The sequence below is a fragment of the Streptomyces sp. NPDC002446 genome (genome assembly GCF_053595675.1).
Window position 1 is genome coordinate 120504 of record NZ_JBSFYC010000010.1, and the last position, 23142, is coordinate 143645.

Below are 23142 nucleotides of genomic sequence, written 5' to 3' on the forward strand. Positions count from 1 at the left end.
CCGCGGGGCACGGAGCGCGGGGCGCGGGGGGCCTACTCGATGACGCGGGGGGCCACCCTGCGCCGCGGCGTCCATGTCTCCTCGTCCTCCAGCAGATAGTCGGGGCGGCGCGGGCCGCCGCGGCGCTGCCCCTCGTTCCGCGTCGCACCGCGTCCGCCGGGCGTGCCCACAAGGCCCGGCCCCCGGGTGCCGCGGTCCTTGCCCGACGCGGCGGCCTGTGTGCCGCCGCGGCTGCGGTGCAGCCCGGAGCCCCCCTGGGCCACGCCGCCGACGCCCGTGTCGCCGGGAGCGCCTGCCGTGCCGCCGCGCTGACGGGCCGGGCCGGTGCCCGTTCCCGTACGAGCGGCACCCGTTCCGGTACGAGCGGCACCCGTTCCGGCGCGACCGGCCGGTGCCCCCGCGCCGCCACTGCCCGCGGAGCCACTGCCCGCGGCGCCACTGCCCGCGGCGCCACTGGCCTTGACGCCGCCGGACGGCGGACCGCCCGGTATTGCGCCCGGCACTGCGGCCGGGATTGCAGGGAGTGTCGGCGGTCCGGCGGCGGTGCCGTGCGAGCCGCCCGTACGGGAAGGCAGGCGGGCCACGCCGGTGCCGCCGTCGCCGGTTCCGCCGCCGCCCGCGCCGCCCGCGCCGCCCGCTGGGCCGGTGTAGCCGTCGAGGCCGGTCCCGATCTCGGGTGCCGGCGTGGCCGCGGCGGTTCCGCCCGGACGGCCGGAGGCGTGGGGCGGGGCGGGCATGCGCGGGGAGGAGTGGCCCGGACCGTGTGCGCCGGAGGGCATGGCGGCGGCCCCGCCCGCGGGCCGCCGGGAGAGACCGGCGGGCATGGGGGCCGGAATGACCGGTACGCCGCCCGGCGGCTCGTACGGCGGCCTTTCGGGAATGTCGCCGTCCTTCGCCGGCTCGGGCTTCTGCAGCCGGGCCGTGCTCTGCTTGTGCGAAGTCCCCAGTTTCTCCATGGCTATCGCGGACTCGAGTTCCTGGCGCTTGAATTTCGGCATCCACAGGTCCCCGTTCACCAGGTCGCCCTCGGAGTCCACGGTCCACTTCGCGAGGACGTGCTCGGTGCGCATTCCGCTGTCGAGGTCGTTCTGCACCATCTGATGGGCGTCGGAGAGCCGTTGCAGGTAATGGTGGCCGTCGAACATGAGGAAGAACGGTGCGACTTCGGTGCCGTACTGAATCGCCCGCTCGAAACTGAGGTAGGGCTCTTCCGGCTCCGCCCAGTCGATCATGCGCATAGCATCCTTGGCGTCGCGCAGGGAGTCCGCGGCCTCCCCCATGGCTTTTGCCACTTCCTGTGCGTAGGGCGCGCCTTTCTTGAAGTTGAGGCTGATCTTCTGCGCCTGTTCCCAGAACCTGTCCGCGGATTCGCCGTGCCAGTTCTCCAGCACCTTGGCGACGGCGTCGTCGAAACGCTTCTTGATTCCGGACGTTCCGTCCCTGCCCACCAGGTCGTCGTGGATGTCCTGCCAGTGCCCGGCGACGTCCCTGACCAGCTCGGGCTTGGCCGTCTCCACCATCTCCCGGAGCTCCGAGGCCCCTCTTCATAGGCTTCCTTGACCCGCCGGGACCGCCGGCCGAAATCATCGATGAGTTCCGTGATCAGGGAGAGAATGTCGTTCGAGATGTAGGACTTCATCTCGTTGTGAGCCGCATAGAGTTCGTCCGCCTCGAAGAAATTCCAGCCCAAGGCCCCCGGCGGCAGGTACGTGTTGTTGTCGGCCTTTCCGTTCGGGCCGCCCATGTCCCGGATGACCTCATTGAGTTCCCGTACGACCTGATCCAGCGCATCGAGGTCGACCCGGTACCGCTCCTTTGCCATTGATGACCCCCGTGAATGTGAGAAAGATGCTGCCGGGGACGGCGCCCGGCGTCTTTCATCCTGACGGGGCGGTAAGTCATCCGGAAGTCCTCATTGATGCGCAGAGACCGGAGATTGATACCCTCGCGTGCATCAGAGGGGCGGCCGCCGCCCCCGGTGGGGGAAGAATGCCGAACGATCCGAGTACGCATCAGCTGCGTCTGCTGCTCGTGCTGGCGGAGGAGTTGCACTTCGGCCGTGCGGCCGAGCGCCTGTTCATCAGCCAGCCCGCGTTCAGCCGTCAGATCCGCATGCTGGAGGAGCATCTGGGCGTGGCCCTCGTCGAGCGGTCCACGCGCCGGGTCGCCCTCACCCCGGCCGGGGAGGCGTTGCTGCCGCGGGTGCGTGCCGCGGTCGACGCCCTGGAGGAGCTGCGCGAGGCCGCCGATGCCGCGGCGCACGCGCACGCGGGACGGGTGGTGGTGGGTTCGTACCTCTCCGCCCTGCCCGCCCTGCGGATCCTCTTCGACCGGCTGCGCGGCCCCCGTCCGGGCCCGGAGATCGAGTGGCGCGACGTGGACAACGTCGATCAGGTGAACGCCCTGCGGGCAGGGCAGGTCGAGGCGGTCGTGTGCTACGGGCCCCTGCCCGCGGACATCCGCACGCTCCCGCTGGGGACCGAGTCACGGTTCGTCTGCCTGCCCGACACCCACCCGCTGGCGGACCGCGACACGGTGACCCTCGCGGAGCTGGCCGATCTGCCGGTCATCGGCTTCTCGCCCCATGTGCACCCGCAGTGGCGCGCGTTCTGGGCGGCCGACCCGCGCCCCTGCGGCACTCCCGTGCGCTACACCCGCCACACGGCCACCACCCTGGAAGCGTGTGTCTCCGCCGCCAGCCTGGGGCACGGCATCCGCTTCGTCCCCGAAAGCTGCCCGGAGCTGATGCCCCGGCCCGGCATCCGGTACCTCCCCGTCACCGACCTCGCCCGCTGCACCGCGGTGCTCGCCTGGCCGGCCGGCCGTCCCGTCTCCCCCGCCCTCGGATCACTGCAGCGCCTGCTGCGCGAGTACGCCCGCACCGTCACCACGAGGTGGAACGAGCTCTGAGGGCGTACGGGGCGCTGTGCCCGTCCGGCGGGCGTACGGGGCGCTCTGCCCGTCCGGCGCCGGACGCGGGCGGGTGCGGCGGCGCCCGGCTACGTCGACACCGGCAGCGGACCGTCGTGGCGGACGAGCCAGGCCCGGTACGCCTCGCTCGCCCAGGCGATCTCCATGTACGAGGCGGTCAGATCGGCGAAGAGGTCGTCCGGGGAGGCGGCGGGGGTGCCGTCCTGGCGGCAGGCCATGAACAGGCGGACGGCCAGCGGGTCGCCGTACAGCGGGCGGATGGCCATGCCGGGCCGGGAGCGGGCGGTCGGCTGGCAGGGGGTGACCACCTCGCCGGCCGTGACGAGGTCCACGGTGGTGAGGTAGTCGCCGTGCGTGACCTTGGGGTTGACGCCGGCGGCGGCCCAGATGCGGCGCAGGCCCGCCCATTCGCCGTCCACCGTCGGGTCCACCATCCACTGGTCGTCGGCGAGGTCCGCGACCCGGACGATCTCCTTCGCGGCGGCCGGGTGGGTGTCGGCCAGCGCGATGAACTGCGGTTCCCTGGCGATGAGTTCGTACTCGACCAGACCGTCGGGGACACGCAGCGGAGCGCCCTCGACCTCGTGCACGAAGGCGGCGTCCAGCTGGCCCATGGCGACCATGTGCAGCAGGGCATTGGCGGACACATCGGTCCGTATCGTCGTGTCCGTCTCCGGGAGCCGCACCCGCAGCCGGCGCAGCCAGCCGGCGACCGCCGGGCTGTTGGTGCTGCCGATGTTCAGCCGGGTGCCCTGTTCGCGGTGCGAGGCCGAGGCGACCTCATCGACAAGCGCCCGCATTTCGGCCACTATCGGCCTCGCCCGGCAGAGCACCGAATGTCCCAGCGGGGTCGGCCGGCTGCCGGTCGGCTCGCGGAAGAAGAGCTGGCCGCCCAGGGCCTTCTCGATGCGGTGGAGCTGGGTCGTCAGGGAAGGCTGGGTCATCCCCAGCTGCCGTGCCGCCTTGCGTACGCTGCCGGAGTCTGCGATGGCGCACAGTGCGCGAAGATGCCTTACCTCGAGCTCCACGTCGGGAGCATAACGACCGCGGCATCCGTCACACCAGACTCTCAAACCTGCCGGAACTGGCCTTTTTCCCGGGGTCATTGGCAGGGGTATTGAACGGCGCTATCGCCACCTGGCATCTCCGCCCTGCGGGTGAACTCCGTCCAGACTCAACGGCACCAAGAAATCCGCAGGGCCCCGGTCGCCGCCCCACACGGCGACCGTACGGCCCTCGGAAATTAAGGAGCCCCCCACATGAGATCTCCTAAGACGGCGCTGTCGGCGGCGCTCGGTCTGGGTCTTGCTGCCACGCTCGCGGTCGCGGCGCCGGTGTCGGCAGCCTCCTCCTCCCCCGCCAAGTCCGCCCGCAGCACCGCCGCCTCGATCGCGGCGTACAACGGGTCGGCGGCCGAGAAGGCCGACACCAAGGCGTTCTTCGAGGCCGTCATGAAGGCGGCCAGGGCCAAGATGAAGGCCAACCCGCACGCGGCCTCGGTCACCGTGACCTACGACGCCAGCGCGGCGCCGACGTTCAAGGGCCAGATAGCCGAGAGCGCGTCGATCTGGAACGGCGCGGTCAAGAACGTGCAGCTGCAGGAGGGCAGCGGCGGCGACTTCGAGTACCGCGAGGGCAACGACCCGCGCGGCTCCTACGCCAGCACCGACGGCCACGGCAAGGGCTTTGTCTTCCTGGACTACCAGCAGAACCAGGAGTACAACTCCACCCGTGTGACCGCGCACGAGACCGGCCATGTGCTGGGCCTGCCGGACCACTACGAGGGCCCGTGCAGCGAGCTGATGTCCGGTGGCGGCCCCGGCCCGTCCTGCCAGAACAGCCAGCCGGACGAGAACGAGCGCGCCCAGGTGGAGCAGCTGTGGGCCAACGGCCTGTCGGGCGTCCACTTCGGCAAGGCTTCGTGACGCAGCCGTCAGGCGTTCTGCGGCACACTGCGCCCGCTGCGCGCTGAAGCAGCGGTCGCGTCACGAGTACGGCGGTGGCCCGCGGCCCGGATCGGCCTGACAGCGACCGGTCCGCGAACGGCCTGGGGCTGACGAGATCCGGAACCTGGCGGCCGGTTCTCGTACCCCCACCAGCCCTCGCAACTCCTGCGCCGCCCAGAGCGGTGGGGCTCCTCGCGAGCCCCACCGCTTTCGTGTGCCCGCTGCCGGGCCGGCGCGGGCGCCCACCGGGTCAGCCCCACAGCGCCCGGGCGGCGGCCGCACCGGCGAACGCGGCCGCCAGCGCGGCCAGTACGCTCGCCGCGGCATTGACCGCGGCGTAGCCCCGCGCCCCGTCCGCCGCCAGCCGGAGCGTCTCGTAGGAGAAGGTCGAGTACGTGGTCAGGGCCCCGCACAGGCCGGTTCCCACCAGCAGCTGGACCTGCGAGGAGGCCGCGCCGGCGGCGACCGCGCCGGTCAGCAGGCCGAGGATCAGCGAGCCCGCGGCGTTGACGGTGAAGGTCCCCCACGGGAAGACCGTGTCGTGCCGGGACTGGACATAGCGGTCGGTGAGGAAGCGCAGCGGCGCCCCGACCATCGCCCCGGCCACCACCAGCAGCCAGTTCACCCTCCGCCGCCCTCCCCCGGGCGCGCGCCGTCCGTGTCCGCGGCCGGGTAGGCGATCATCTCGCAGGGGTCCAGCGTCACCAGGCCGCCGCCGGCGAGGAGTTCGCCGAGCTGCGGCAGGAAGGCCCGTACCCGCTCCTCCGCGTCGACGACGACCACCGCGACCGGCAGCTCCTCGCTCAGCGACAGCAGCCGCTGGGTGTGGACGACCGAGGTGGCGCCGAAGCCCTCGATCCCGCGGAAGACGCTGGCACCGGCCAGTCCGGCCGCGTGGGCGCGGTGCACGATCTCGGCGTAGAGGGGCCTGTGGTGCCACAGCTCCTGTTCGCCGACCAGGACCGTGAGCCGCAGCGCCGGGGTGCCACCGGGGTGTGCCGCACCGTGCGTCATACCGTCCGCCGCCTTCGTCCGAGCAGTGCGCGGGTGCCGGCCGCCGCGCCCCATACGGCGGCGAGCGCGGCGAGCAGGGTGCCCGCGAGGCAGGCCAGCGCGAGCAGCGGCTGCCGGGCGGCGGTCAGGTGCTGGATGTCGACCGCGTACGTGGAGAAGGTGGTGAAGCCGCCGAGGACGCCGGTGCCGAGGAAGGGGCGCAGCAGCCGGTGGGCCGGTCCGGCCTCGGTGATCAGCACCATCAGGACGCCCATCAGCGCACAGCCGACGGCGTTGACGGTCAGGGTCGTCCAGGGGAAGGCGCCGGCGCCGGTGGGCCACAGCAGCGCGGCGCCGTAACGGGCCGCGGCGCCGATCGCGCCGCCCGCCGCCACCACGCCGATCACCGGCCACTGACCCTGCCAGGGCGCCGCCCGGCGGGCTCGCTCGTCCATAGGTCTCCCGAGATCATCGGCGACCTCAGGCTATCCCCGGCCGTTTGACACCGCCAAACATGGGATGTTCCCATCACCGGTGGAATCAAGACGGAGGGAGGGCCCATGCCGCTGCGCAGCACCACCCGCACCAGCCTCGTGGACCTGGTCATCGAGCAGATGGAGAGCCTGATCGCGGACGGCGAGTGGCCGGTCGGGACGAAGATCCCCGCCGAGCCGGCGCTGGTCGAGCAGCTCGACGTGGGCCGTAACACCGTCCGTGAGGCGGTCCGCGCCCTGGTGCACACCGGGCTGCTGGAGCCGCGCCAGGGCGACGGCACCTACGTCCGCGCCAGCAGCGGCTTCGGCGCCGCCGTACAGCGCAGGCTGCGGCGGGCCGGCGACCTGGAGACGTTCGAGGTGCGCGCCTGTCTGGAGCGCGACGCCGCGCGCCATGCCGCCGAGCGCCGCACCGACGAGGACCTCGCCGCGCTGCGCGCCACCCTCGCCGAGCGCGACCGCGCCTGGCGGAGCGGCGATCTGACCGCCTTCGTCGACGCGGACATGGACTTCCACCGCACCATCGCCGCGGCGGCCCACAACAGCGTCCTCGCCGAGCTGTACGAGCACCTCAGCGACGCGCTGCGCTCGACGCTCCAGTCGGTGATCGGCGCGCCCGTCCCCGATTCCGTACGCAACCAGTACGACGAGCACGCGGCCATCGTCGACGCCATCGAAGCGCGGGACGCCGAGGCCGCCGAGCGTGCCGCGCTGGCGCACCTCGCCGAGGGCATGGCCGCCCTGCGCGACGGCGCCGCCGGCGACGACGACCACACGGCCGGCCCGAAGGGAGCCCGGGAGTGACCGCGCACCGGACCACCGCGCCCACCGGCGCCCCGGCACCGGCCGCCGCGCCGGCGCCCCCGCCCGGCGTCACCGGCCGCCGCGCCCTGTACCTCGGCGTCGGCGTCGTCCTGCTGGCCCTGAATCTGCGCCCCGCGCTGGTCGCCGTCTCCCCGCTGGCCGGCACCATCCGCGACGACAGCGGGATGTCGGCCGCCGCGACGAGTCTGCTCACCGCGCTGCCGCTGCTCTGCTTCGGCCTGCTGGCGCCGCTCGCGCCGCGGCTGGGGCGGCGGCTGGGCACGGAGCGGTCGCTGCTCGGCACGATGGCGCTGATCGGCCTGGGTACCGCGCTGCGGCTGCTGGACTCGGTCGTGGCGCTGTTCGCCGGGACGGTGGTGATCGGCGCCGGGATAGCCGTCGCCAACGTCCTGCTGCCCGGCCTGATCAAGCGCGACTTCCCGGCCAGGGCGGGCCTGATGACCGGCCTGTACTCCATGTCGCTCTTCGGCGGCGCCGCACTCGCGGCCGGCGTCACGGTCCCCGTGCAGCAGGCCGCCGGGCTCGGCTGGCAGGCGACGCTGGCCTGCTGGGGCGCCCTGGCGGTGCTGGCGATGCTCTTCTGGCTGCCGCAGGTCCGCGGCCGTACGCGGATTCCGGCGGCCGCGGCCCGTGCGGCGGCGCACCCCGTCCGCGGTCTGTGGCGCGACCCCCTGGCCTGGCAGGTCACCGGCTACATGGGCCTGCAGTCGCTGAGTTACTACGCGGCCGCGGCCTGGCTGCCGACGATGCTCACGGACGCCGGGATGAGCGCGGGCGACGCGGGCTGGATGCTCTCCTTCTCCTCGCTGCTGGGCATCGCGGGCTCGTTCCTCGCCCCGGTGGTCGTCGGCCGCCGGGTGCGGGCCGGGGTGCTGGCCGTCGTCGGTGCGCTGCTGTGCGCGGCCGCCTTCACCGGCGTGCTGATCGCGCCGGCCGGCGGCGCCTACCTCTGGATGGTGCTGCTGGGCCTGGGCCAGGGCGCGGCGATCAGCCTGGCGCTGCTGTTCATCGTCCAGCGCGCGCCGGACGCCCGGCACACCGCCCAGCTCTCCAGCATGGCCCAGTGCTTCGGCTATGTCCTGGCCGCCGCCGGCCCGGCCGTGCTGGGCGCCGTACACGACGCCTCCGGCAGCTGGACGGTGCCGCTGGCGGTCCTGCTGGCGCTGCTGGTCCCGCAGATCGCGGCGGGCTGCGGCGCGGCCCGGCCCCGGCACGTCGCGGGGCGGTAGCGGGCGCGGGCGCTGGGTGTATCGGACAGACCCTAGAGCCAGCCGTTCCGCTTGAAGCCGCGGTGGATCCCCCAGCAGATGAGCACGGTCAGCCCCATGATCACCGGATAGCCGTACTCCCAGTGCTTGGGCGGCAGGTAGTCGAAGTTCATGCCGTACACACCGCAGACCATGGTCGGTACGGCCAGGATCGCGACCCAGGCGCTGATCTTGCGCATGTCCTCGTTCTGGGCGACGGTGACCTGGGCGAGATGGGCCTGGAGTATGGAGTTGAGCAGTTCGTCGAAGGCGGTGATCTGCTCGGTGACCCGGTCGAGATGGTCGGCGACGTCCCGGAAGTACGTCTTGATCCGCGGGTCGAGCTGCCGCATCGGCCGGGTGGCCAGCTCCTGCATGGGCCGGTCCAGGGGGGCCACCGCGCGCTTGAGTTCCAGCAGTTCGCGCTTGAGCTGGTAGATCCGGCCCGCCCCGCCGCCACCGCGTACGGAGAAGACCTCGCTCTCGACGTCGTCTATGTCGTCCTGGACGGCGGCCGTGACGTCCAGATAGTCGTCGACGACGAGGTCGGCGATGGCGTGCAGCACGGCGGACGGCCCGAGCGCCAACTGGTCGGGCACACACTCCAGATGCTCGCGCAGCGGACCCAGCGAGCCGTGCCCGCCGTGCCGTACCGTGATCACGAAGTCGGTGCCGGTGAAGACCATGATCTCGCCGGTCTCCACCACTTCGCTGGTGTCGGTGAGCTGTTCGTGCTCGACATAGCGGACCGTCTTGAAGACGGTGAACAGCGAGTCGTCGTAGTGCTCCAGTTTGGGCCGCTGGTGGGCGAGGACCGCGTCCTCGACGGCGAGCGGATGCAGCCCGAACAGCTCGACGATTCCGGCGAATTCCTTCTCGGACGGCTCATGCAGGCCGATCCAGACAAATCCCCTGCCGGACTTGCGGACCCGCCGTATCGCCACGTCGGCCGGGTGGTCGCCGTCCTGCCGCACGCCGTCCACGTACACCGCGCAGTTCACCACGGCGGTGCCGAGCGGCGAGCGCGCCGGGTGACTGAGGTCGACACCCCGGGTTCGCGGCTGCGGCAGCCGGACGGCCTTGCGGAGGTTGCTGATCATCGACACCCGGCCAGTATGGCCCGCGGGGCGGTGCGAGCGGTACGGCGAAGCGGCTGTTTTTACGCGGCGGCAGACGCCCCGGGCCAGGGGGACGCCGGCCGCCGCCGCGCGGCCGGGCCCGGCCCCGATCCGCCCGGACGGGTCAGCCGGCCAGCGCCGGCTCCCGCTCGGCCGCGTCCTCCTTAGCCGCCGTCCCCGGCGCCGCCGCGTGCTGCGTACGCACCCGCCGCGGGAGCAGGAAGAGCAGGCCGAAGACGAGGACCAGGCCGCCGCAGACCCACCACAGGGCATGGGTGGTGGCGTCGACGAACCCAGCGCCCGGAGCGGCCGCGCCCGTCTCCCCCGCACCGCCGCCGGCGACCTGGAAGAAGGCCACCGACGACAGGCCCAGACCGAGCGCCATGCCCAGCTGGCCGGTGGTGTTGAAGATGCCGGAGGCCGAGCCGGAGTGCTCGGGCGGCACCTCGGAGATCGCCGCATCGGTGATCGGGGCGACGATCAGGCCCATCCCGGCGCCCATCAGCAGCATCGCCGGCACCATCTGCCAGGACGTGAGGGCGGCGCCGTAGTGCCCGGCCTGCCATATGTAGAGCAGCGCGCCCGCCAGCATGATCAGCGCGCCGGCCTGCAGGACCCCGCGCCCGAAGCGCGGCACCAGCTTCTGTACGGACATCCCGGCCGCGACCGAGCAGGCGAGCGAGAACGGCACCCCGGTCAGTCCGGCGTGCAGCGCGCTCCAGCCCAGCCCCAGCTGCATATGGAGCGTCCAGACCAGGAAGAAGAGGCCGGTGACCACGCCGAACGTCAGCTGGACGCCGGCGCCCGCCGCGAAGGTCGTGACCTTGAAGAGGGAGAGTTCGACCAGCGGCGAGCCGTCCTTGCGGGCCTTGGCGCGCTCGTAGCGGACGAAGAACGCCAGCACGAGCGGGCTCGCGGCCATCGAGACGAAGCCCCACAGCGGCCAGCCGTCCTCACGGCCCTGGGTGAGCGGATAGAGCAGCATCAGCAGGCCGAGGGTGGCCAGCGCGGTGCCGACGAGGTCGAGGCGCAGCGCGTCGGGGGACCTGGACTCGGTGATGAAGCGGCGGCCGAGCAGGATGCCGGCGATCCCGACCGGCAGGTTGATCAGGAAGATCGGGCGCCACTCCAGGCCGAAGAGGTTGCCCTCGGTGAGCAGCGCACCGATCAGCGGGCCGCAGACCGCGCCGAGGCCGATCACCGCGCCGAACATGCCGAAGACCCGGCCGCGCTCGTGCGCGGGGAAGGTGACATGGATGATCGCCAGTACCTGCGGCACCATCAGCGCGGCCATCGCGCCCTGCAGCACCCGCGCACCGACCAGCATCCCCGGGGTCGCGGCGAGGCCGCACAGCGCGGAGGCGAGGGTGAAGCCGCCGATGCCGAGCAGGAAGAGCCTCTTGCGGCCGTAGATGTCGCCGAGCCGGCCGCCGGTGATCAGCCCCAGGGCGAAGGCGAGGGCGTAGCCGGCGGTGACCCACTGCAGGGCGCTGAAGGTGGCGCCGGTGTCCCGCTGGATGCTGGGGATGGCGATGTTGACGATGGTCGCGTCGACCAGGTCCATGAAGCTGGCCGTGAGGACGACGGCGAGCGCCGTCCAGCGTCTGCGGTCGGCCGTCGGGTGGACGGTCGTGGTCATGGGGGTTCTCCAGGGTTCGGCTCGTTCGACGCCTTCGACACTAGGTGCGATATAGGACAGCTCTCGTCCTACTGGGACGGGCATCATCGATCCATGAGTGAGACATCGGCGCGACTGCTGAATCTGCTGTCCCTGCTCCAGACCCCGCGCGAATGGCCCGGCAGCGAGCTGGCCGGGCGGCTGGGGGTCACCACCCGGACGATCCGCCGCGACATCGAGCGGCTGCGCGAGCTGGGCTACCCCGTGCACGCCACGATGGGCGCGGAGGGCGGCTACCGGCTGGCCGCGGGCACCGCGATGCCGCCGCTGCTGCTGGACGACGAGGAGGCGGTGGCGATCGCGGTCGGGCTGCGCTCGGCGGCCGGCCACACCATCGAGGGCATCGAGGAGGCGTCCGTACGGGCGCTGGCCAAGCTCGAACAGGTGCTGCCGGCCCGGCTGCGGCGGCGGGTGGGCACGCTCGGCACGGCCACCGTCCCGATGCCCGCCGGCGACGGGCCGACCGTCGACCCGGAGCATCTGACGGTGCTCGCCGCGGCCATCACCAACCACGAGCGGCTGCGCTTCGCCTATCAGGCGGGCGCCGGAGCCCGCAGCAAGCGCCTGGTGGAGCCGCACCGGCTGGTCGCGTCGGGGCGGCGCTGGTACCTGGTCGCGTACGACAACGACCGCGAGGACTGGCGGATCTTCCGGGTGGACCGGCTGAGCGAGCCGTTCCCCACCGGGGTGCGGACCCCGCCGCGCGAGCTGCCCGCCGCCGACGCGGGCGCCTACGTCCGCGCGCGGATGCAGGGGATGACCTCGACCCTCCGGGCGGTGGCGACGGTGTACGCGCCGGCCGACGAGGTCGCCGCCCGGCTGGGCGGACCGGCAGCGGGCGAGGTCACCCCGCTCGACGAGACGTCCTGCCGCTGGCACAGCACCCCGGACTCCCTGGAGTGGCTGGCGATGCGGCTGGCCATGCTGGGGTCCGAGTTCACGGTGCACGGCCCGCCGGAGCTGGCGGCGTATCTGCGGGCGATGGCCGGACGGGTGCGCCGGGCGGCGGGCGCGACGGCAGAGGAAACGGCAGCGGAAGCGGAAGCGGCAGGGGAAGTCAGCGACGGAACGACCGAGTGACGATGACGGAATACCCCTGGGGGGTATATGGTTCTCCTGAGAGACAGACACTCGGAGCCTGCCCGGCCGCCGCCGGCCGGCGCAGCACATCAGGGAGCCGCCATGACCACCGCGATCGGAGAGCACGGCGTCGAGTTGGAGATCGGCGGGATGACCTGCGCCTCCTGCGCCGCCCGCATCGAGAAGAAGCTCAACCGGATGGCGGGCGTCACCGCCACCGTCAACTACGCCACGGAGAAGGCGCAGGTGACGGTCGCGGAGGGCAGCGACGTCGGCACCGCGGACCTGATCGCCACCGTGGAGCGGACCGGCTACACCGCGGCCGTGCCCGAACCGCCGGCCGCCGCACCGGCCCCCGCCGGGCCCGGCGGCGACGGCGCAGCGGACGACCGGGCCGCCGACGCCCTCGCCCCGCTCCGGCAGCGCCTGCTGATCTCCCTCGTCCTGACCGTGCCGGTGGTCCTGATGGCGATGGTGCCGCCGCTGCAGTTCACGTACTGGCAGTGGCTGTCGCTGACGCTGGCCGCCCCGGTGGTGGCGTACGGCGCCTGGCCGTTCCACAAGGCCGCCTGGACGAACCTGCGGCACGGCGCCGCCACGATGGACACCCTCATCTCGATGGGCACCCTCGCGGCGCTGGGCTGGTCGCTGTGGGCGCTGTTCCTCGGCCATGCGGGCATGCCCGGGATGACCCACCCCTTCGAGCTGACCCTCTCCCGTGCCGACGGCAGCAGCGCCATCTACCTGGAGGCGGCGGCCGGCGTCACCACCTTCATCCTGGCCGGCCGCTACTTCGAGGCGCGCTCCAAGCGGAAGGCGGGCGCGGCGCTGCGGGCGCTGATGGAGCTCGGCGCCAAGGACGTCGCCGTCCTGCGTGCCGGGAGGGAGGTCCGCATCCCCACGGACCAGCTGAGCGTCGGCGACCGCTTCGTCGTACGGCCCGGGGAGAAGATCGCCACCGACGGGAAGGTGCTGGAGGGCTCCTCCGCCGTGGACGCCTCGATGCTCACCGGTGAGTCCGTCCCGGTCGAGGTCTCCCCGGGGGACACCGTCACCGGCGCCACCGTCAACGCGGGCGGCCGGCTGGTCGTGGAGGCCACCCGGGTCGGCGCGGACACCCAGCTCTCCCGGATGGCGCGGCTGGTGGAGGACGCCCAGAACGGGAAGGCCGCGGCGCAGCGGCTGGCCGACCGGATCTCCGCGGTGTTCGTCCCGGTGGTGATCGTGCTCGCCCTCGGCACCCTCGGCTACTGGCTCGCCACCGGCGCGGGCGCGGTGGCCGCCTTCACCGCGGCCGTCGCCGTCCTGATCATCGCCTGCCCGTGCGCCCTGGGGCTGGCCACGCCGACCGCGCTGATGGTCGGCACGGGGCGCGGCGCCCAGCTCGGCATCCTGCTCAAGGGGCCCGAGGTACTGGAGTCCACCCGCAAGGTCGACACCATCGTCCTGGACAAGACCGGCACGGTCACCACCGGCGTGATGACGCTGACCGGGGTCCACCTCGCCGAGGGCGCCGACGAGGCGGAGGTGCTGCGGCTGGCCGGTGCGCTGGAGCACGCCTCCGAGCACCCCGTGGCCCGCGCCGTCGCCGCCGGCGCCGAGTCCCGCGTCGGGGCCCTGCCCGCCCCCGAGGACTTCGCGAACGTCCCGGGCCTGGGCGTCCAGGGAGTCGTCGAGGGGCATGCGGTGCTGGTGGGCCGCGAGCGGCTGCTGAAGGACTGGAGCCAGGCCCTGCCGCCCGCACTGGCCGCCGCCAAGGCCGCGGCCGAGGCCGAGGGCCGTACCGCGGTCAGCGTCGGCTGGGACGGCGCGGCCCGTGCGGTGCTCGTCGTCTCCGACGCGGTCAAGCCCACCAGCGCCGAGGCGGTGCGCCTGCTGCGCGGTCTGGGGCTGACACCGGTGCTGCTGACCGGTGACAACGAGGCCGTGGCGCGGGCCGTGGCGGACGAGGTCGGCATCGACGAGGTGATCGCCGAGGTGCTCCCCGAGGACAAGGTGGCGGTCGTGGCGCGGCTGCAGTCCGAGGGCCGCTCGGTCGCCATGGTCGGCGACGGCGTCAACGACGCGGCCGCACTGGCCCGCGCCGACCTGGGGCTGGCGATGGGCACCGGCACCGACGCCGCCATCGAGGCCGGCGACCTGACCCTCGTCCGGGGCGATCTGCGGGTGGCGGCGGACGCCATCCGGCTGGCCCGTGCCACCCTCGGCACGATCCGGACGAACCTGTTCTGGGCGTTCGGCTACAACGTCGCGGCGCTGCCGCTGGCCGCGGCCGGGCTGCTCAACCCGATGATCGCCGGTGCTGCGATGGCCTTCTCCTCGGTCTTCGTCGTCGGCAACAGCCTGCGGCTGCGCCGCTTCAAGGCGCCGGCCCACGCGGACGCCCGCGGCTGACCCGGGCCGGGCGGGCCGCGGCCGGACCACGCCGCGGCCCGCCCGGTTCTGGCACCAGTCTCCAGTTCTGGAGCCCGAACGTTGGCCGATCGCTCACCCGCCGGCCGGCACCGGCGGGTGAGACTTGTCCGGTAGCGACCGTCCACGTACAGGGGAACTCATGACCGGGTCACGCATCCTGGCTCTCGGCCATTACCAGCCCTCCCGCGTGCTCACCAACGACGACCTCGCCGCGATCGTCGACACCGACGACGCCTGGATCCGCAGCCGGGTCGGCATCCGCACCCGGCATCTCGCGGCGCCGGACGAGACCGTGGACGCGATGGCGGCCGCCGCCGCGGCCAAGGCCCTGGCCGGCAGCGGCCTGGACCCGCAGGACATCGACCTGGTGCTGGTCGCCACCTGTACGGCCACCGACCGCAGCCCGAACGCCGCGGCCCGGGTCGCCGCCCGGCTCGGGCTGGACGCGCCCGCCACGATGGACATCAACGTCGTCTGCTCCGGCTTCACCCATGCGCTGGCCACCGCCGACCACGCCATACGGGCCGGTTCCGCGCGGAACGCGCTGGTCATCGGCGCGGAGAAGTTCACCGACGTGGTCGACTGGACGGACCGTACGACCTGTGTGCTGGTCGGCGACGGGGCGGGTGCCGCGGTGGTCACCGCCGCCCCGGAGCCCGGGATCGGCCCGGTGCTGTGGGGTTCGGTGCCCCAGATGGGCGCTGCGGTCCGCATCGAGGGCGAGCCGGCCCGGTTCGCCCAGGAGGGTCAGACCGTCTACCGCTGGGCGACGACCCAGCTGCCGGCGATCGCCCGCACGGTCTGCGAGCGCTCCGGGATCCGGCCCGAGGATCTCGCGGGGGTGGTGCTGCACCAGGCCAATCTGCGGATCATCGAGCCGGTCGCGGAGCGGATCGGCGCGGTCAACGCGGTGGTCGCCAAGGACGTCGTCGACTCCGGTAACACCTCCGCCGCCTCCGTCCCGCTGGCCCTGTCCAAGCTCGTCGAGCGCCGCGAGATCGCCTCCGGCGACCCGGTGCTGCTGTTCGCCTTCGGCGGCAACCTCTCCTACGCGGGCCAGGTCATCAGCTGCCCGTGAGGCGGGCGTACGGGGGCCGGGGCGGCCCGGCCCGCGTCCGATTCGTTCAAGACCACGACGCAGCGGCCTTCCTACGCTCGCCGTATGACCACTGACGCACAGACCCCGCACACTCCGTCCTCGCCCCCGCTCCCCCGGTTCGCGGCCATCGGCATGGTCGTCTCCGACATGGCCGCCTCCCTCGCCTTCTACCGGCGCCTGGGCCTTTGTGTCCCCGCCGGGGCGGACACCGCCCCGCACGCCGAGGCGCAGCTGCCCGGCGGGCTGCGCCTGATGTGGGACTCGTACGAGACCGCCCGCGCCATCGACCCGGACTGGACGCCGCCGCAGACCGGTACCCCCACGGGGCTGGCGTTCGAGTGCGACGGCCCGGCCGGGGTCGACAAGGTCTACGCGGAGCTCACCGCCGCCGACTATACGGGCGAGAAGCCGCCGTGGGACGCGTTCTGGGGCCAGCGCTACGCGGTCGTCCAGGACCCGGACGGCCACGGGGTGGACCTGTTCGCACCGCTGCCGCAGAGCGCGTCGTCGTCCTAGGAACTTTCCTCTCGGCAGGTCCTAGCCCGCGGGGTGCTCCCCCAGGTACAGCACGCCGCACTGTCGGCAGAACGGCTTGGCGCTGGCCTCTCCCCAGGCATCGGCCGGCTGGGTGGCGGCGGCCGGCGCGAGGTCCCGCCCGCACATGGCCGTGGTGGTTCCCACCCGTGTCATGTGCCAGAGCTTGACCGGGGTGTCCTCGTGCGGGAGGACGCCTTCCTCGTACTCAGCGCGCATCTCGTGCTCCATGGCGGTGCACCTCCTACCCATACGATGCGCCAGCCGGTCAGGGGCCACAACGCCAGCTCGTCCCGGTGGCCGGGGGCTCAGAACTCCGTCCCCGGTGGGCGGGGGCTCAGAACACCGACCAGCCCGTCAGCGTCGTGAAGTGGTCCAGCGCCGCCGCGCCCGCGACCGAGTTGCCGCGGGCGTCGAGGCCGGGGCTCCAGACGCACAGCGTGCAGCGGCCGGGGATGATCGCGATGATTCCGCCGCCGACGCCGCTCTTCGCGGGCAGCCCCACGCGGTAGGCGAACTCCCCGGCCGCGTCATACGTCCCGCAGGTCAGCATCACCGCGTTGATCCGCTTGGCCTCGCGGGCCTCCAGCAGCCGGCTGCCGTCGGCGCGCAGCCCGTGGCGGGCCAGGAAACCGCCGGCGACGGCCAGGTCGCGGCAGCTCATCTCGATCGAGCACTGCCAGAAGTAGTGCTCGATGACGTTGGGGACGGGGTTCTCCAGATTGCCGAAGGACGCCATGAAGTGCGCGAGGGCGGCATTGCGGTCGCCGTGCTCGGCCTCGGAGCCGGCCACCGCCTGGTCGAAGGCGAGGTCGGGGTTGCCGCTCTCCTCGCGCAGGAAGTGCAGCATCGAGGTGCTGGCGTCGCCGGTGAGGGTCTGCAGCCGGTCGGTGACCACCAGCGCGCCCGCGTTGATGAACGGGTTGCGCGGGATGCCGTTCTCCGCCTCCAGCTGGACCAGCGAGTTGAACGGCGTACCGGACGGCTCGCGGCCGACCCGACGCCAGATGTCGTCGTCCGCCTGGCTGCCGTGGCTCTGGGCCATCACCAGCGCCAGCGAGAAGGTCTTGGAGATCGACTGGACGGAGAACGGAACCTCCCAGTCGCCGACCCCGTACACCGCTCCGTGGATGTCGGCGACCGCGATCCCGAAGCGGTCCGCGGAGACCCGCTCCAGCGCCGGTATGTAGTCGGCGACCTGTCCCTGTCGCACGAACGGCCTGGCGTAGGCCGCTACCTCCTCGAGAACGGCCTGGTAGTCCATGACGCACACGCTAACCCGCGGCGAGCAGCACCCCCATCGGAGCCCCCGCCAGCGACTTCACCTCGCGTGCCAGGTGCGCCTGGTCCGCGTATCCGGCGCGCACCGCGACCTCGGCGTAGGGCATCCCGGAACGCGCCAGCCGCAGCGCGCGGACGAACCGGAGCACCCGGGTGAGGGTCTTGGGGCCGTAGCCGAAGGCGTCCAGGCTGAGGCGGTGCAGCTGGCGTGCGCTCAGCGCGACGGCGCCCGCGACCTCGGCGACGGGGCGGCCGCGGGCCAGCGCCGCGGCGACGGCGGCGGTCCGGCCGTCCGCCGTCGCGGCCTCCTGGAGGCGGGCCCCGGCGACCTCCTCCAGGAGGCGGGCGACGGGCACGGGCGCACCGGCCGCCGCCGTCCGCCCGGCCAGCTGCCGCACCCGGGCGGCGGGCCACAGCTCGGCCAACGGCACCCGCAGGTTGCGCAGTTCACGGGCCGGCACACCGAGGACGGACGGGCCCTGGCCCGGCGCGAAGCGCACCCCCACATAGAGGGTGCCGGGCGGTACGTCTTCGTGGCGGTGCGGACCGGTGTCCGGGCCGGCCACCAGCAGCCGGCCCTCGCTCCAGATCAGATCCATACAGCCGTCGGGCAGCACCGGGCGCGCCGAGGGCGTCGTGGTGGTGGTCCACAGCACGGCGCCGGGCAGCCGGGACGCCCGTTCCCGGTACCCGCCGGATACGCCGGGTGGCCCACTCCTATCGCGCTCTTTCGCCACATCCCCCAGCCTGGCACGGGAACGCCACGGCCGTCCGCGCCGTTGATCCCTTACGACACGGACCTCACGGAGGTGGCACATGTCAGGGTTTCTCGACCGCGCCAAGGAACAGGCCCAGAAGGGGCTGGCGCAGGGCAGGCAGAAGGTCGACGAGGTGCAGCAGCACCGGCACGGCAACGAGCTGCTGAGAAAGCTGGGCGCCGCGTACTTCGCCGAGCGGCGCGGCAGCGGTTCGGCCGAGGCGACGCAGGACGCGCTCAACGCGCTGGAGGCGCATGTCAACACGCACGGGGACGGGTTCCTGCGCGAATAGGCCCGCGGGCACAAGCCGCGGGCGGTCGGACGGGGCGCCGGGCCGGGCGCGCGGGCGGCGGCCGAAACCGCTCGTACACCCCCCGAACGACCGGTCCGTTTTACTCCGTTCCACTCCATCGGTGCGGGACCGTGCCGTAGAAGCGGGGCAGGAGGCGGTGCGCGGCCGGCGGCCGCCGCGTACGCATCGGAGTGGGCCATGTCCCTGCCGCTGTCCGCCGAACGGTTCCTCGACGCGCTCACCGCCGAAGGGCTGCATGTCGCCGAGACCGACGGCTGGCGCACACACAACCGCGACGGCAAGGGGGCGTGGGGGCCGGTGCACGGCGTGATGGTGCACCACACCGGCACGTCCGGCGCCGAGAGCACCGTCCGGCTCTGCCGCGACGGCCGGCCCGGTCTGCCCGGCCCGCTGTGCCATGGCGTGATCACCAAGGACGGCACGGTGCATCTGGTGGGCTGCGGCCGCGCCAATCACGCGGGGCTCGGCGACCCTGACGTCCTGCGCGCGGTGATCGCCGAGAAGCGGCTGCCGCCCGACGACGAGGCCGACGCCGACGGCAACCGCGTCTTCTACGGCTTCGAGTGCGAGAACCTCGGCGACGGGACGGATCCCTGGCCGAACGCCCAGCTGGAGGCGCTGGAGAAGGCCGCGGCGGCGGTGTGCCGGGCGCATGGCTGGAGCGAGCGTTCGGTGCTCGGCCATCTGGAGTGGCAGCCCGGCAAGGTCGATCCGCGCGGTTTCACGATGGACGCGCTGCGCGAGCGGATCGGCGCACGGCTGAAGTGAACGGTCGGCGGCGGGGGCGCGGGGAGCCGAGGTGACCGGGCGCCGGGCAGACCGGGCCCGCACCGCCCGGCGCCCCGCGCCCCCCGCCCCGCGCGACAATGGGCCGTGTGACCCGCCCCGCCCCCGCTCCGCTGCCCGACCCCCGCGCGCTGCGCCCGCACCTGCCCTCCCCCCTCCAGGAGGTCGAGGACGAGCCCTTCGCGCGCCGCGGCGTCCGGCTGCTGCTGAAGCGGGACGATCTGATCCATCCGGATCTGCCGGGCAACAAGTGGCGCAAGCTGGAGCCCAATCTGCGGGCCGCGGCCGCGGCCGGTGAGCGCGCGCTGCTGACCTTCGGCGGCGCGTACTCCAACCATCTGCGGGCCACCGCGGCGGCCGGCCGGCTGCTCGGCTTCACCACGATCGGCGTGGTCCGCGGCGACGAGCTGGCGGGGGCGCCGCTCAATCCGTCGCTGGCCCGCTGCGCCGCCGACGGGATGCGGCTGCACTTCCTCGACCGGGCCCGCTACCGCCGCAAGTCCGACCCGGACGTGCTCGACGCGCTGCACAACCGCTTCGGCGCCTTCCGCGTCATACCGGAGGGCGGCAGCAACTCCCTTGCCGCTCAGGGCTGTACGGAGCTGGGCCGGGAGCTGCGCGGCGCCGCGGACACGGTCGCGGTGGCCTGCGGTACGGGCGGCACCCTGGCCGGTCTGGCCGCCGGACTGGCGCCCGGCCAGCGGGCCCTCGGCATCCCCGTCCTCAAGGGCGGGCGTCCGCACTTCCTCCAGGAGACGGTCGAAGGGCTGCAGCGCGCGGCGTTCGGCGCGCGGCGCGGCGACTGGCGGCTGGACGACCGCTTCCACTGCGGTGGCTACGCCCGCCGCACCCCCGAGCTCGACGCCTTCGCGGACGCCTTCAGCGAGCGGCACGGCCTGCCGCTGGAGCGGGTCTACGTCGCCAAGCTGCTGTACGGGCTGACCGCGCTGGCCGGGGAGGGCGCCTTCCCGCCCGGCAGCACGGTCGCCGCGGTCATCACCGGCACCCCGTGAGCCGCCGGGCCGCCCCCGTTCCCCGGCCCGCCCCGCTCCCCGCCCGCCGGCCTACGAGGCACCCTCCCGGTACGCCGCCGCCTCTTCCAGGTCCAGTCTGCGCAGCAGCGTGCGCATCATCTCGTCGTCGATGCGCCGGGCGTCGCGCAGCCGGACGAAGACCCGCCGCTCGGTGTCGATCATCTCCCGGGCCAGCCGGCGGTAGGTCTCGTCGGCGGACTCCCCGGTGACCTCGTTGACCGCGCCCAGCCGCTCCCACACCGAGTTGCGGCGCCGCTCCATGACCGTGCGCAGCCGGTCGGCGAGCGGGCCGGGCAGCGCGTTGCGCTCGTCCTGGAGCAGTGCGTCCAGGCGCTCCTCGGCGGCCCGCGAGGCCTCGCTCTGCGCCTGGGCCTCGGCGAGCGTCTCGGCCTGGGCGTCCCGTCCGGGCAGCCGCAGCGCGCGGATCACCGGCGGCAGCGTCAGTCCCTGGATGACGAGGGTGCCGATGACGGTGGTGAAGGTCAGGAAGAGCACGAGGTTGCGGGCGGGGAAGGGGCCGCCGCCCTGCACGGTGGCCGGGATGGAGAACGCGATGGCCAGCGACACCACCCCGCGCATACCGGCCCAGCCGACGATGACCGGCGCGGTCCAGTTCGTCTCGGGTTCACGGGCGCGGATCCCGGCGGACAGGAGGCGCGGCAGATAGGTCGCGGGAAAGACCCACACGAAGCGGGCCAGGACCACGACGAGGAACACCACGGCCGCGTACCACAGGGCCTCGGCCCCGCTGAACTCCCCCAGACCGCGCAGCACGACCGGCAGCTGCAGCCCGATCAGCGCGAAGACCGCCGACTCCAGCAGGAAGGAGATGACCTTCCACACGGCCTCCTCCTGGAGCCTGGTCTCGAAGTCGACCTGCCAGGAACGGTGCCCCAGGTAGAGGGCGACCACGACGACGGCGAGCACCCCGGAGGCCCCGACCTGCTCGGCCGCCGCGTAGGCGACGAACGGGATGAGCAGCGAGAGGGTGTTCTCCAGCAGCGCCGACTCGCGCAGCCGGACGCGCAGCCAGTGCAGCGGCACCATCAGGACCAGGCCGATCCCGATGCCGCCCACGGACGCGAGCGCGAACTCCCTGAGCCCGCCGCCCCAGGTGGCGGCGACCCCGACGGCGGCGGCCACCGCCACCTTGTAGGCGGTGATCGCGGTGGCGTCGTTGACCAGCGATTCGCCCTGCAGGATCGTCGTGATCCGGTGCGGCAGCCCGAGCCGGCGGGCGATGGCGGTGGCCGCGACGGCGTCCGGCGGGGCGACCACGGCGCCCAGCACGAGCGCGGCGGTCAGCGGCAGATCCGGAATGAGGAGGTAGGCCGCGTACCCGACCACCAGCGTCGCGAACAGCACATACCCCACCGACAGCAGCGCCACCGGCCGCAGATTGGCCCGCAGGTCCAGGTACGAGCTGTCCAGGGCCGCGGTGTGCAGCAGCGGGGGCAGCACCAGCGGCAGCACGATGTGCGGATCGAGGGCGTAGTCGGGGACACCGGGGACGGCGGACGCCGCGAGCCCGGCGGCGACCAGCAGCAGCGGCGCCGGCACGGGCGTACGGCGCGCCAGCCCGGCCACCGCCGCGCTCCCCGCGACCAGCAAAAACAGCGGCATCACAGCCATCGGTCCGTCCCCGTCCCCGTCCCCGTCGTCATCCGTCCCGGCGATCTAACCTGGCCATCATGAGTGAGCGCAGCGAGCGAATCACGGAAAGGTGCGCGCCTCGCGAATGCGGGGCCGAGCGAAGCGAGGTTTCGGCATGAGTGAGTGCACCCACGTCGCCGGTCTGCCGCGCGCCGAGCCGGCCCCGCTGAGCGCCACCTGCCTGGAGTGCCTGGCCGTCGGCAGCCACCCCGTACAGCTGCGGCTCTGCCTGGCCTGCGGCCATGTCGGCTGCTGCGACTCCTCGCCGTACCGGCATGCGACGGGGCACTTCGAGGAGACCGGCCACCCCGTGATGCGGACGTTCGAACCGGGCGACTCCTGGCGCTGGTGCTTCGTCGACCAGCAACTGGTGTGAACCGGGCCGGGCCGCCTTCACCCGGTTCCGTTTAGCCTTCACCTATGATCCGCGAAGCGACCCCGGACGACGTCCCCGTCATCCTCACCATGATCGGCGAGCTGGCCGCGTACGAGCGCGCCCCCGAGGCCGCGCAGGCCACCGAGCCGCAGCTGAAGGAGGCCCTCTTCGGACCGCAGCCGGCCGCCTTCGCACTGATAGCCGAGGCCGACGGCGCCCCGGTGGGCTTTGCCCTGTGGTTCCGGAACTTCTCGACGTGGACGGGCACGCACGGTGTCTATCTGGAGGACCTGTACGTCCACCCCGAGGCGCGCGGCGGCGGCCACGGCAAGGCGCTGCTCGCGGCCCTCGCGAAGATCTGCGTGACCCGCGGATACGAGCGTTTCGAGTGGTCAGTCCTGGATTGGAATGAACCGTCCATCGGCTTTTACCGGTCGATCGGTGCACAGCCCATGGACGAATGGACCGTCTTCCGGCTCACTGGAGATGCACTGCACGACCTCGCGGCCGGCCCGCATGTCAACGGAGCGTAATCGGCCTCGATTTGGCAGTGCACACCTCTAGCCACTGTCCGTACCCGC

Annotated in this window: 25 protein-coding genes; 14 read left to right on the forward strand and 11 right to left on the reverse strand. The window is 73.1% G+C overall.

The genetic code is table 11. The annotated features are described in order from the left end of the window. Positions 1-32 precede the first annotated feature (32 nt). A complete protein-coding gene (locus tag ACWD6P_RS08735; protein WP_451443312.1) occupies positions 33-1520 on the reverse strand; it encodes a hypothetical protein in 1488 nt (495 codons plus the stop codon). Between the two features lie 125 nt (positions 1521-1645). Here ACWD6P_RS08735 and ACWD6P_RS08740 point away from each other — a divergent pair, with 125 nt between their 5' ends. After that, the gene (locus ACWD6P_RS08740; RefSeq protein ID WP_451443313.1) at positions 1646-1825 is read left to right on the forward strand and encodes a hypothetical protein; all 180 of its coding nucleotides are present in this window, start codon (positions 1646-1648) and stop codon (positions 1823-1825) included. A 164-nt stretch (positions 1826-1989) separates the two neighbouring features. After that, on the forward strand, positions 1990-2910 hold the full coding sequence (locus ACWD6P_RS08745) for a LysR family transcriptional regulator (protein WP_451443314.1): 921 nt from the start codon (positions 1990-1992) through the stop codon (positions 2908-2910). An 89-nt stretch (positions 2911-2999) separates the two neighbouring features. On the opposite strand, the gene ACWD6P_RS08750 is transcribed toward ACWD6P_RS08745, so the two are convergent. Continuing rightward, on the reverse strand, positions 3000-3959 hold the full coding sequence (locus ACWD6P_RS08750; protein ID WP_451443315.1) for a LysR family transcriptional regulator: 960 nt from the start codon (positions 3957-3959) through the stop codon (positions 3000-3002). Positions 3960-4190: 231 nt separating this feature from the next. On the opposite strand from ACWD6P_RS08750, the gene snpA reads away from it, so the two are divergent. Continuing rightward, entirely contained in the window at positions 4191-4856 is a 666-nt protein-coding gene (gene snpA, locus ACWD6P_RS08755; RefSeq protein ID WP_451443316.1) for a snapalysin, read from the forward strand. A gap of 271 nt (positions 4857-5127) precedes the next feature. Here snpA and crcB read toward each other — a convergent pair whose 3' ends face one another. Genes crcB through ACWD6P_RS08770 form a run of 3 tightly spaced genes read right to left on the reverse strand, consistent with a single transcriptional unit; the run spans position 5128 to position 6325 of the window. After that, positions 5128-5502, reverse strand: a complete 375-nt coding sequence (gene crcB / locus ACWD6P_RS08760) for a fluoride efflux transporter CrcB (protein WP_451443317.1) — start codon at positions 5500-5502, stop codon at positions 5128-5130. Beyond that, the gene (locus tag ACWD6P_RS08765; protein ID WP_451443318.1) at positions 5499-5891 is read right to left on the reverse strand and encodes a DUF190 domain-containing protein; all 393 of its coding nucleotides are present in this window, start codon (positions 5889-5891) and stop codon (positions 5499-5501) included. Before ACWD6P_RS08765 ends, crcB begins: the two co-directional genes overlap by 4 nt. Beyond that, positions 5888-6325, reverse strand: a complete 438-nt coding sequence (locus tag ACWD6P_RS08770; RefSeq protein WP_451443319.1) for a fluoride efflux transporter FluC — start codon at positions 6323-6325, stop codon at positions 5888-5890. Before ACWD6P_RS08770 ends, ACWD6P_RS08765 begins: the two co-directional genes overlap by 4 nt. Positions 6326-6430: 105 nt before the next feature. Between ACWD6P_RS08770 and ACWD6P_RS08775 the strand changes: the two genes are divergently transcribed. Together ACWD6P_RS08775 and ACWD6P_RS08780 are read left to right on the forward strand one after the other, a co-directional pair. Next, on the forward strand, positions 6431-7168 hold the full coding sequence (locus ACWD6P_RS08775; RefSeq protein ID WP_451443320.1) for a FadR/GntR family transcriptional regulator: 738 nt from the start codon (positions 6431-6433) through the stop codon (positions 7166-7168). Further along, positions 7165-8418, forward strand: a complete 1254-nt coding sequence (locus ACWD6P_RS08780) for a CynX/NimT family MFS transporter (protein ID WP_451443321.1) — start codon at positions 7165-7167, stop codon at positions 8416-8418. The genes ACWD6P_RS08775 and ACWD6P_RS08780 overlap by 4 nt, the downstream gene beginning before the upstream one ends. Before the next feature lie 32 nt (positions 8419-8450). Here ACWD6P_RS08780 and ACWD6P_RS08785 read toward each other — a convergent pair whose 3' ends face one another. Then, positions 8451-9536 (reverse strand): magnesium and cobalt transport protein CorA, encoded by a 1086-nt coding sequence (locus tag ACWD6P_RS08785; protein WP_451443350.1) that lies wholly within the window; start codon positions 9534-9536, stop codon positions 8451-8453. Positions 9537-9678: 142 nt separating this feature from the next. Next, a complete protein-coding gene (locus ACWD6P_RS08790) occupies positions 9679-11193 on the reverse strand; it encodes an MFS transporter (protein WP_451443322.1) in 1515 nt (504 codons plus the stop codon). Between the two features lie 93 nt (positions 11194-11286). On the opposite strand from ACWD6P_RS08790, the gene ACWD6P_RS08795 reads away from it, so the two are divergent. From ACWD6P_RS08795 to ACWD6P_RS08810, 4 genes are all read left to right on the forward strand, one after another. Next, complete coding sequence (locus ACWD6P_RS08795) at positions 11287-12312, forward strand: helix-turn-helix transcriptional regulator (RefSeq protein ID WP_451443323.1); 1026 nt, start codon at positions 11287-11289, stop codon at positions 12310-12312. A 102-nt stretch (positions 12313-12414) separates the two neighbouring features. Continuing rightward, positions 12415-14706, forward strand: coding sequence for a heavy metal translocating P-type ATPase (locus tag ACWD6P_RS08800; RefSeq protein ID WP_451443324.1), 2292 nt, complete (start codon positions 12415-12417; stop codon positions 14704-14706). A 160-nt stretch (positions 14707-14866) separates the two neighbouring features. Beyond that, positions 14867-15805: a beta-ketoacyl-ACP synthase III gene (locus ACWD6P_RS08805; RefSeq protein ID WP_451443325.1), complete on the forward strand. Its 939-nt coding sequence runs from the start codon at positions 14867-14869 to the stop codon at positions 15803-15805. 84 nt (positions 15806-15889) lie between these two features. Then, positions 15890-16342, forward strand: coding sequence for a VOC family protein (locus ACWD6P_RS08810; protein ID WP_451443326.1), 453 nt, complete (start codon positions 15890-15892; stop codon positions 16340-16342). Positions 16343-16363: 21 nt separating this feature from the next. Here the strand turns inward: ACWD6P_RS08810 and ACWD6P_RS08815 are convergent, their stop codons facing one another. The 3 genes from ACWD6P_RS08815 to ACWD6P_RS08825 form a co-directional block, all read right to left on the reverse strand. Further along, the gene (locus tag ACWD6P_RS08815) at positions 16364-16591 is read right to left on the reverse strand and encodes a hypothetical protein (protein WP_451443327.1); all 228 of its coding nucleotides are present in this window, start codon (positions 16589-16591) and stop codon (positions 16364-16366) included. A gap of 106 nt (positions 16592-16697) precedes the next feature. Beyond that, positions 16698-17624 (reverse strand): glutaminase, encoded by a 927-nt coding sequence (locus ACWD6P_RS08820; RefSeq protein ID WP_451443328.1) that lies wholly within the window; start codon positions 17622-17624, stop codon positions 16698-16700. 10 nt (positions 17625-17634) lie between these two features. Next, positions 17635-18297 (reverse strand): helix-turn-helix domain-containing protein, encoded by a 663-nt coding sequence (locus ACWD6P_RS08825; protein WP_451443329.1) that lies wholly within the window; start codon positions 18295-18297, stop codon positions 17635-17637. Between the two features lie 160 nt (positions 18298-18457). On the opposite strand from ACWD6P_RS08825, the gene ACWD6P_RS08830 reads away from it, so the two are divergent. The 3 genes from ACWD6P_RS08830 (at position 18458) to ACWD6P_RS08840 (ending at position 20511) form a co-directional block, all read left to right on the forward strand. Beyond that, on the forward strand, positions 18458-18691 hold the full coding sequence (locus ACWD6P_RS08830; protein WP_451443330.1) for a hypothetical protein: 234 nt from the start codon (positions 18458-18460) through the stop codon (positions 18689-18691). Positions 18692-18889: 198 nt separating this feature from the next. Then, positions 18890-19480: an N-acetylmuramoyl-L-alanine amidase gene (locus ACWD6P_RS08835; protein ID WP_451443331.1), complete on the forward strand. Its 591-nt coding sequence runs from the start codon at positions 18890-18892 to the stop codon at positions 19478-19480. Between the two features lie 98 nt (positions 19481-19578). Beyond that, entirely contained in the window at positions 19579-20511 is a 933-nt protein-coding gene (locus tag ACWD6P_RS08840; RefSeq protein WP_451443332.1) for a 1-aminocyclopropane-1-carboxylate deaminase/D-cysteine desulfhydrase, read from the forward strand. A 51-nt stretch (positions 20512-20562) separates the two neighbouring features. Here the strand turns inward: ACWD6P_RS08840 and ACWD6P_RS08845 are convergent, their stop codons facing one another. Next, positions 20563-22164 (reverse strand): Na+/H+ antiporter, encoded by a 1602-nt coding sequence (locus ACWD6P_RS08845; protein WP_451443333.1) that lies wholly within the window; start codon positions 22162-22164, stop codon positions 20563-20565. A 136-nt stretch (positions 22165-22300) separates the two neighbouring features. Between ACWD6P_RS08845 and ACWD6P_RS08850 the strand changes: the two genes are divergently transcribed. Together ACWD6P_RS08850 and ACWD6P_RS08855 are read left to right on the forward strand one after the other, a co-directional pair. Beyond that, positions 22301-22561, forward strand: a complete 261-nt coding sequence (locus ACWD6P_RS08850) for a UBP-type zinc finger domain-containing protein (RefSeq protein WP_451443334.1) — start codon at positions 22301-22303, stop codon at positions 22559-22561. A gap of 44 nt (positions 22562-22605) precedes the next feature. Then, positions 22606-23094, forward strand: coding sequence for an N-acetyltransferase family protein (locus ACWD6P_RS08855; protein ID WP_451443335.1), 489 nt, complete (start codon positions 22606-22608; stop codon positions 23092-23094). Positions 23095-23142: the final 48 nt, after the last annotated feature.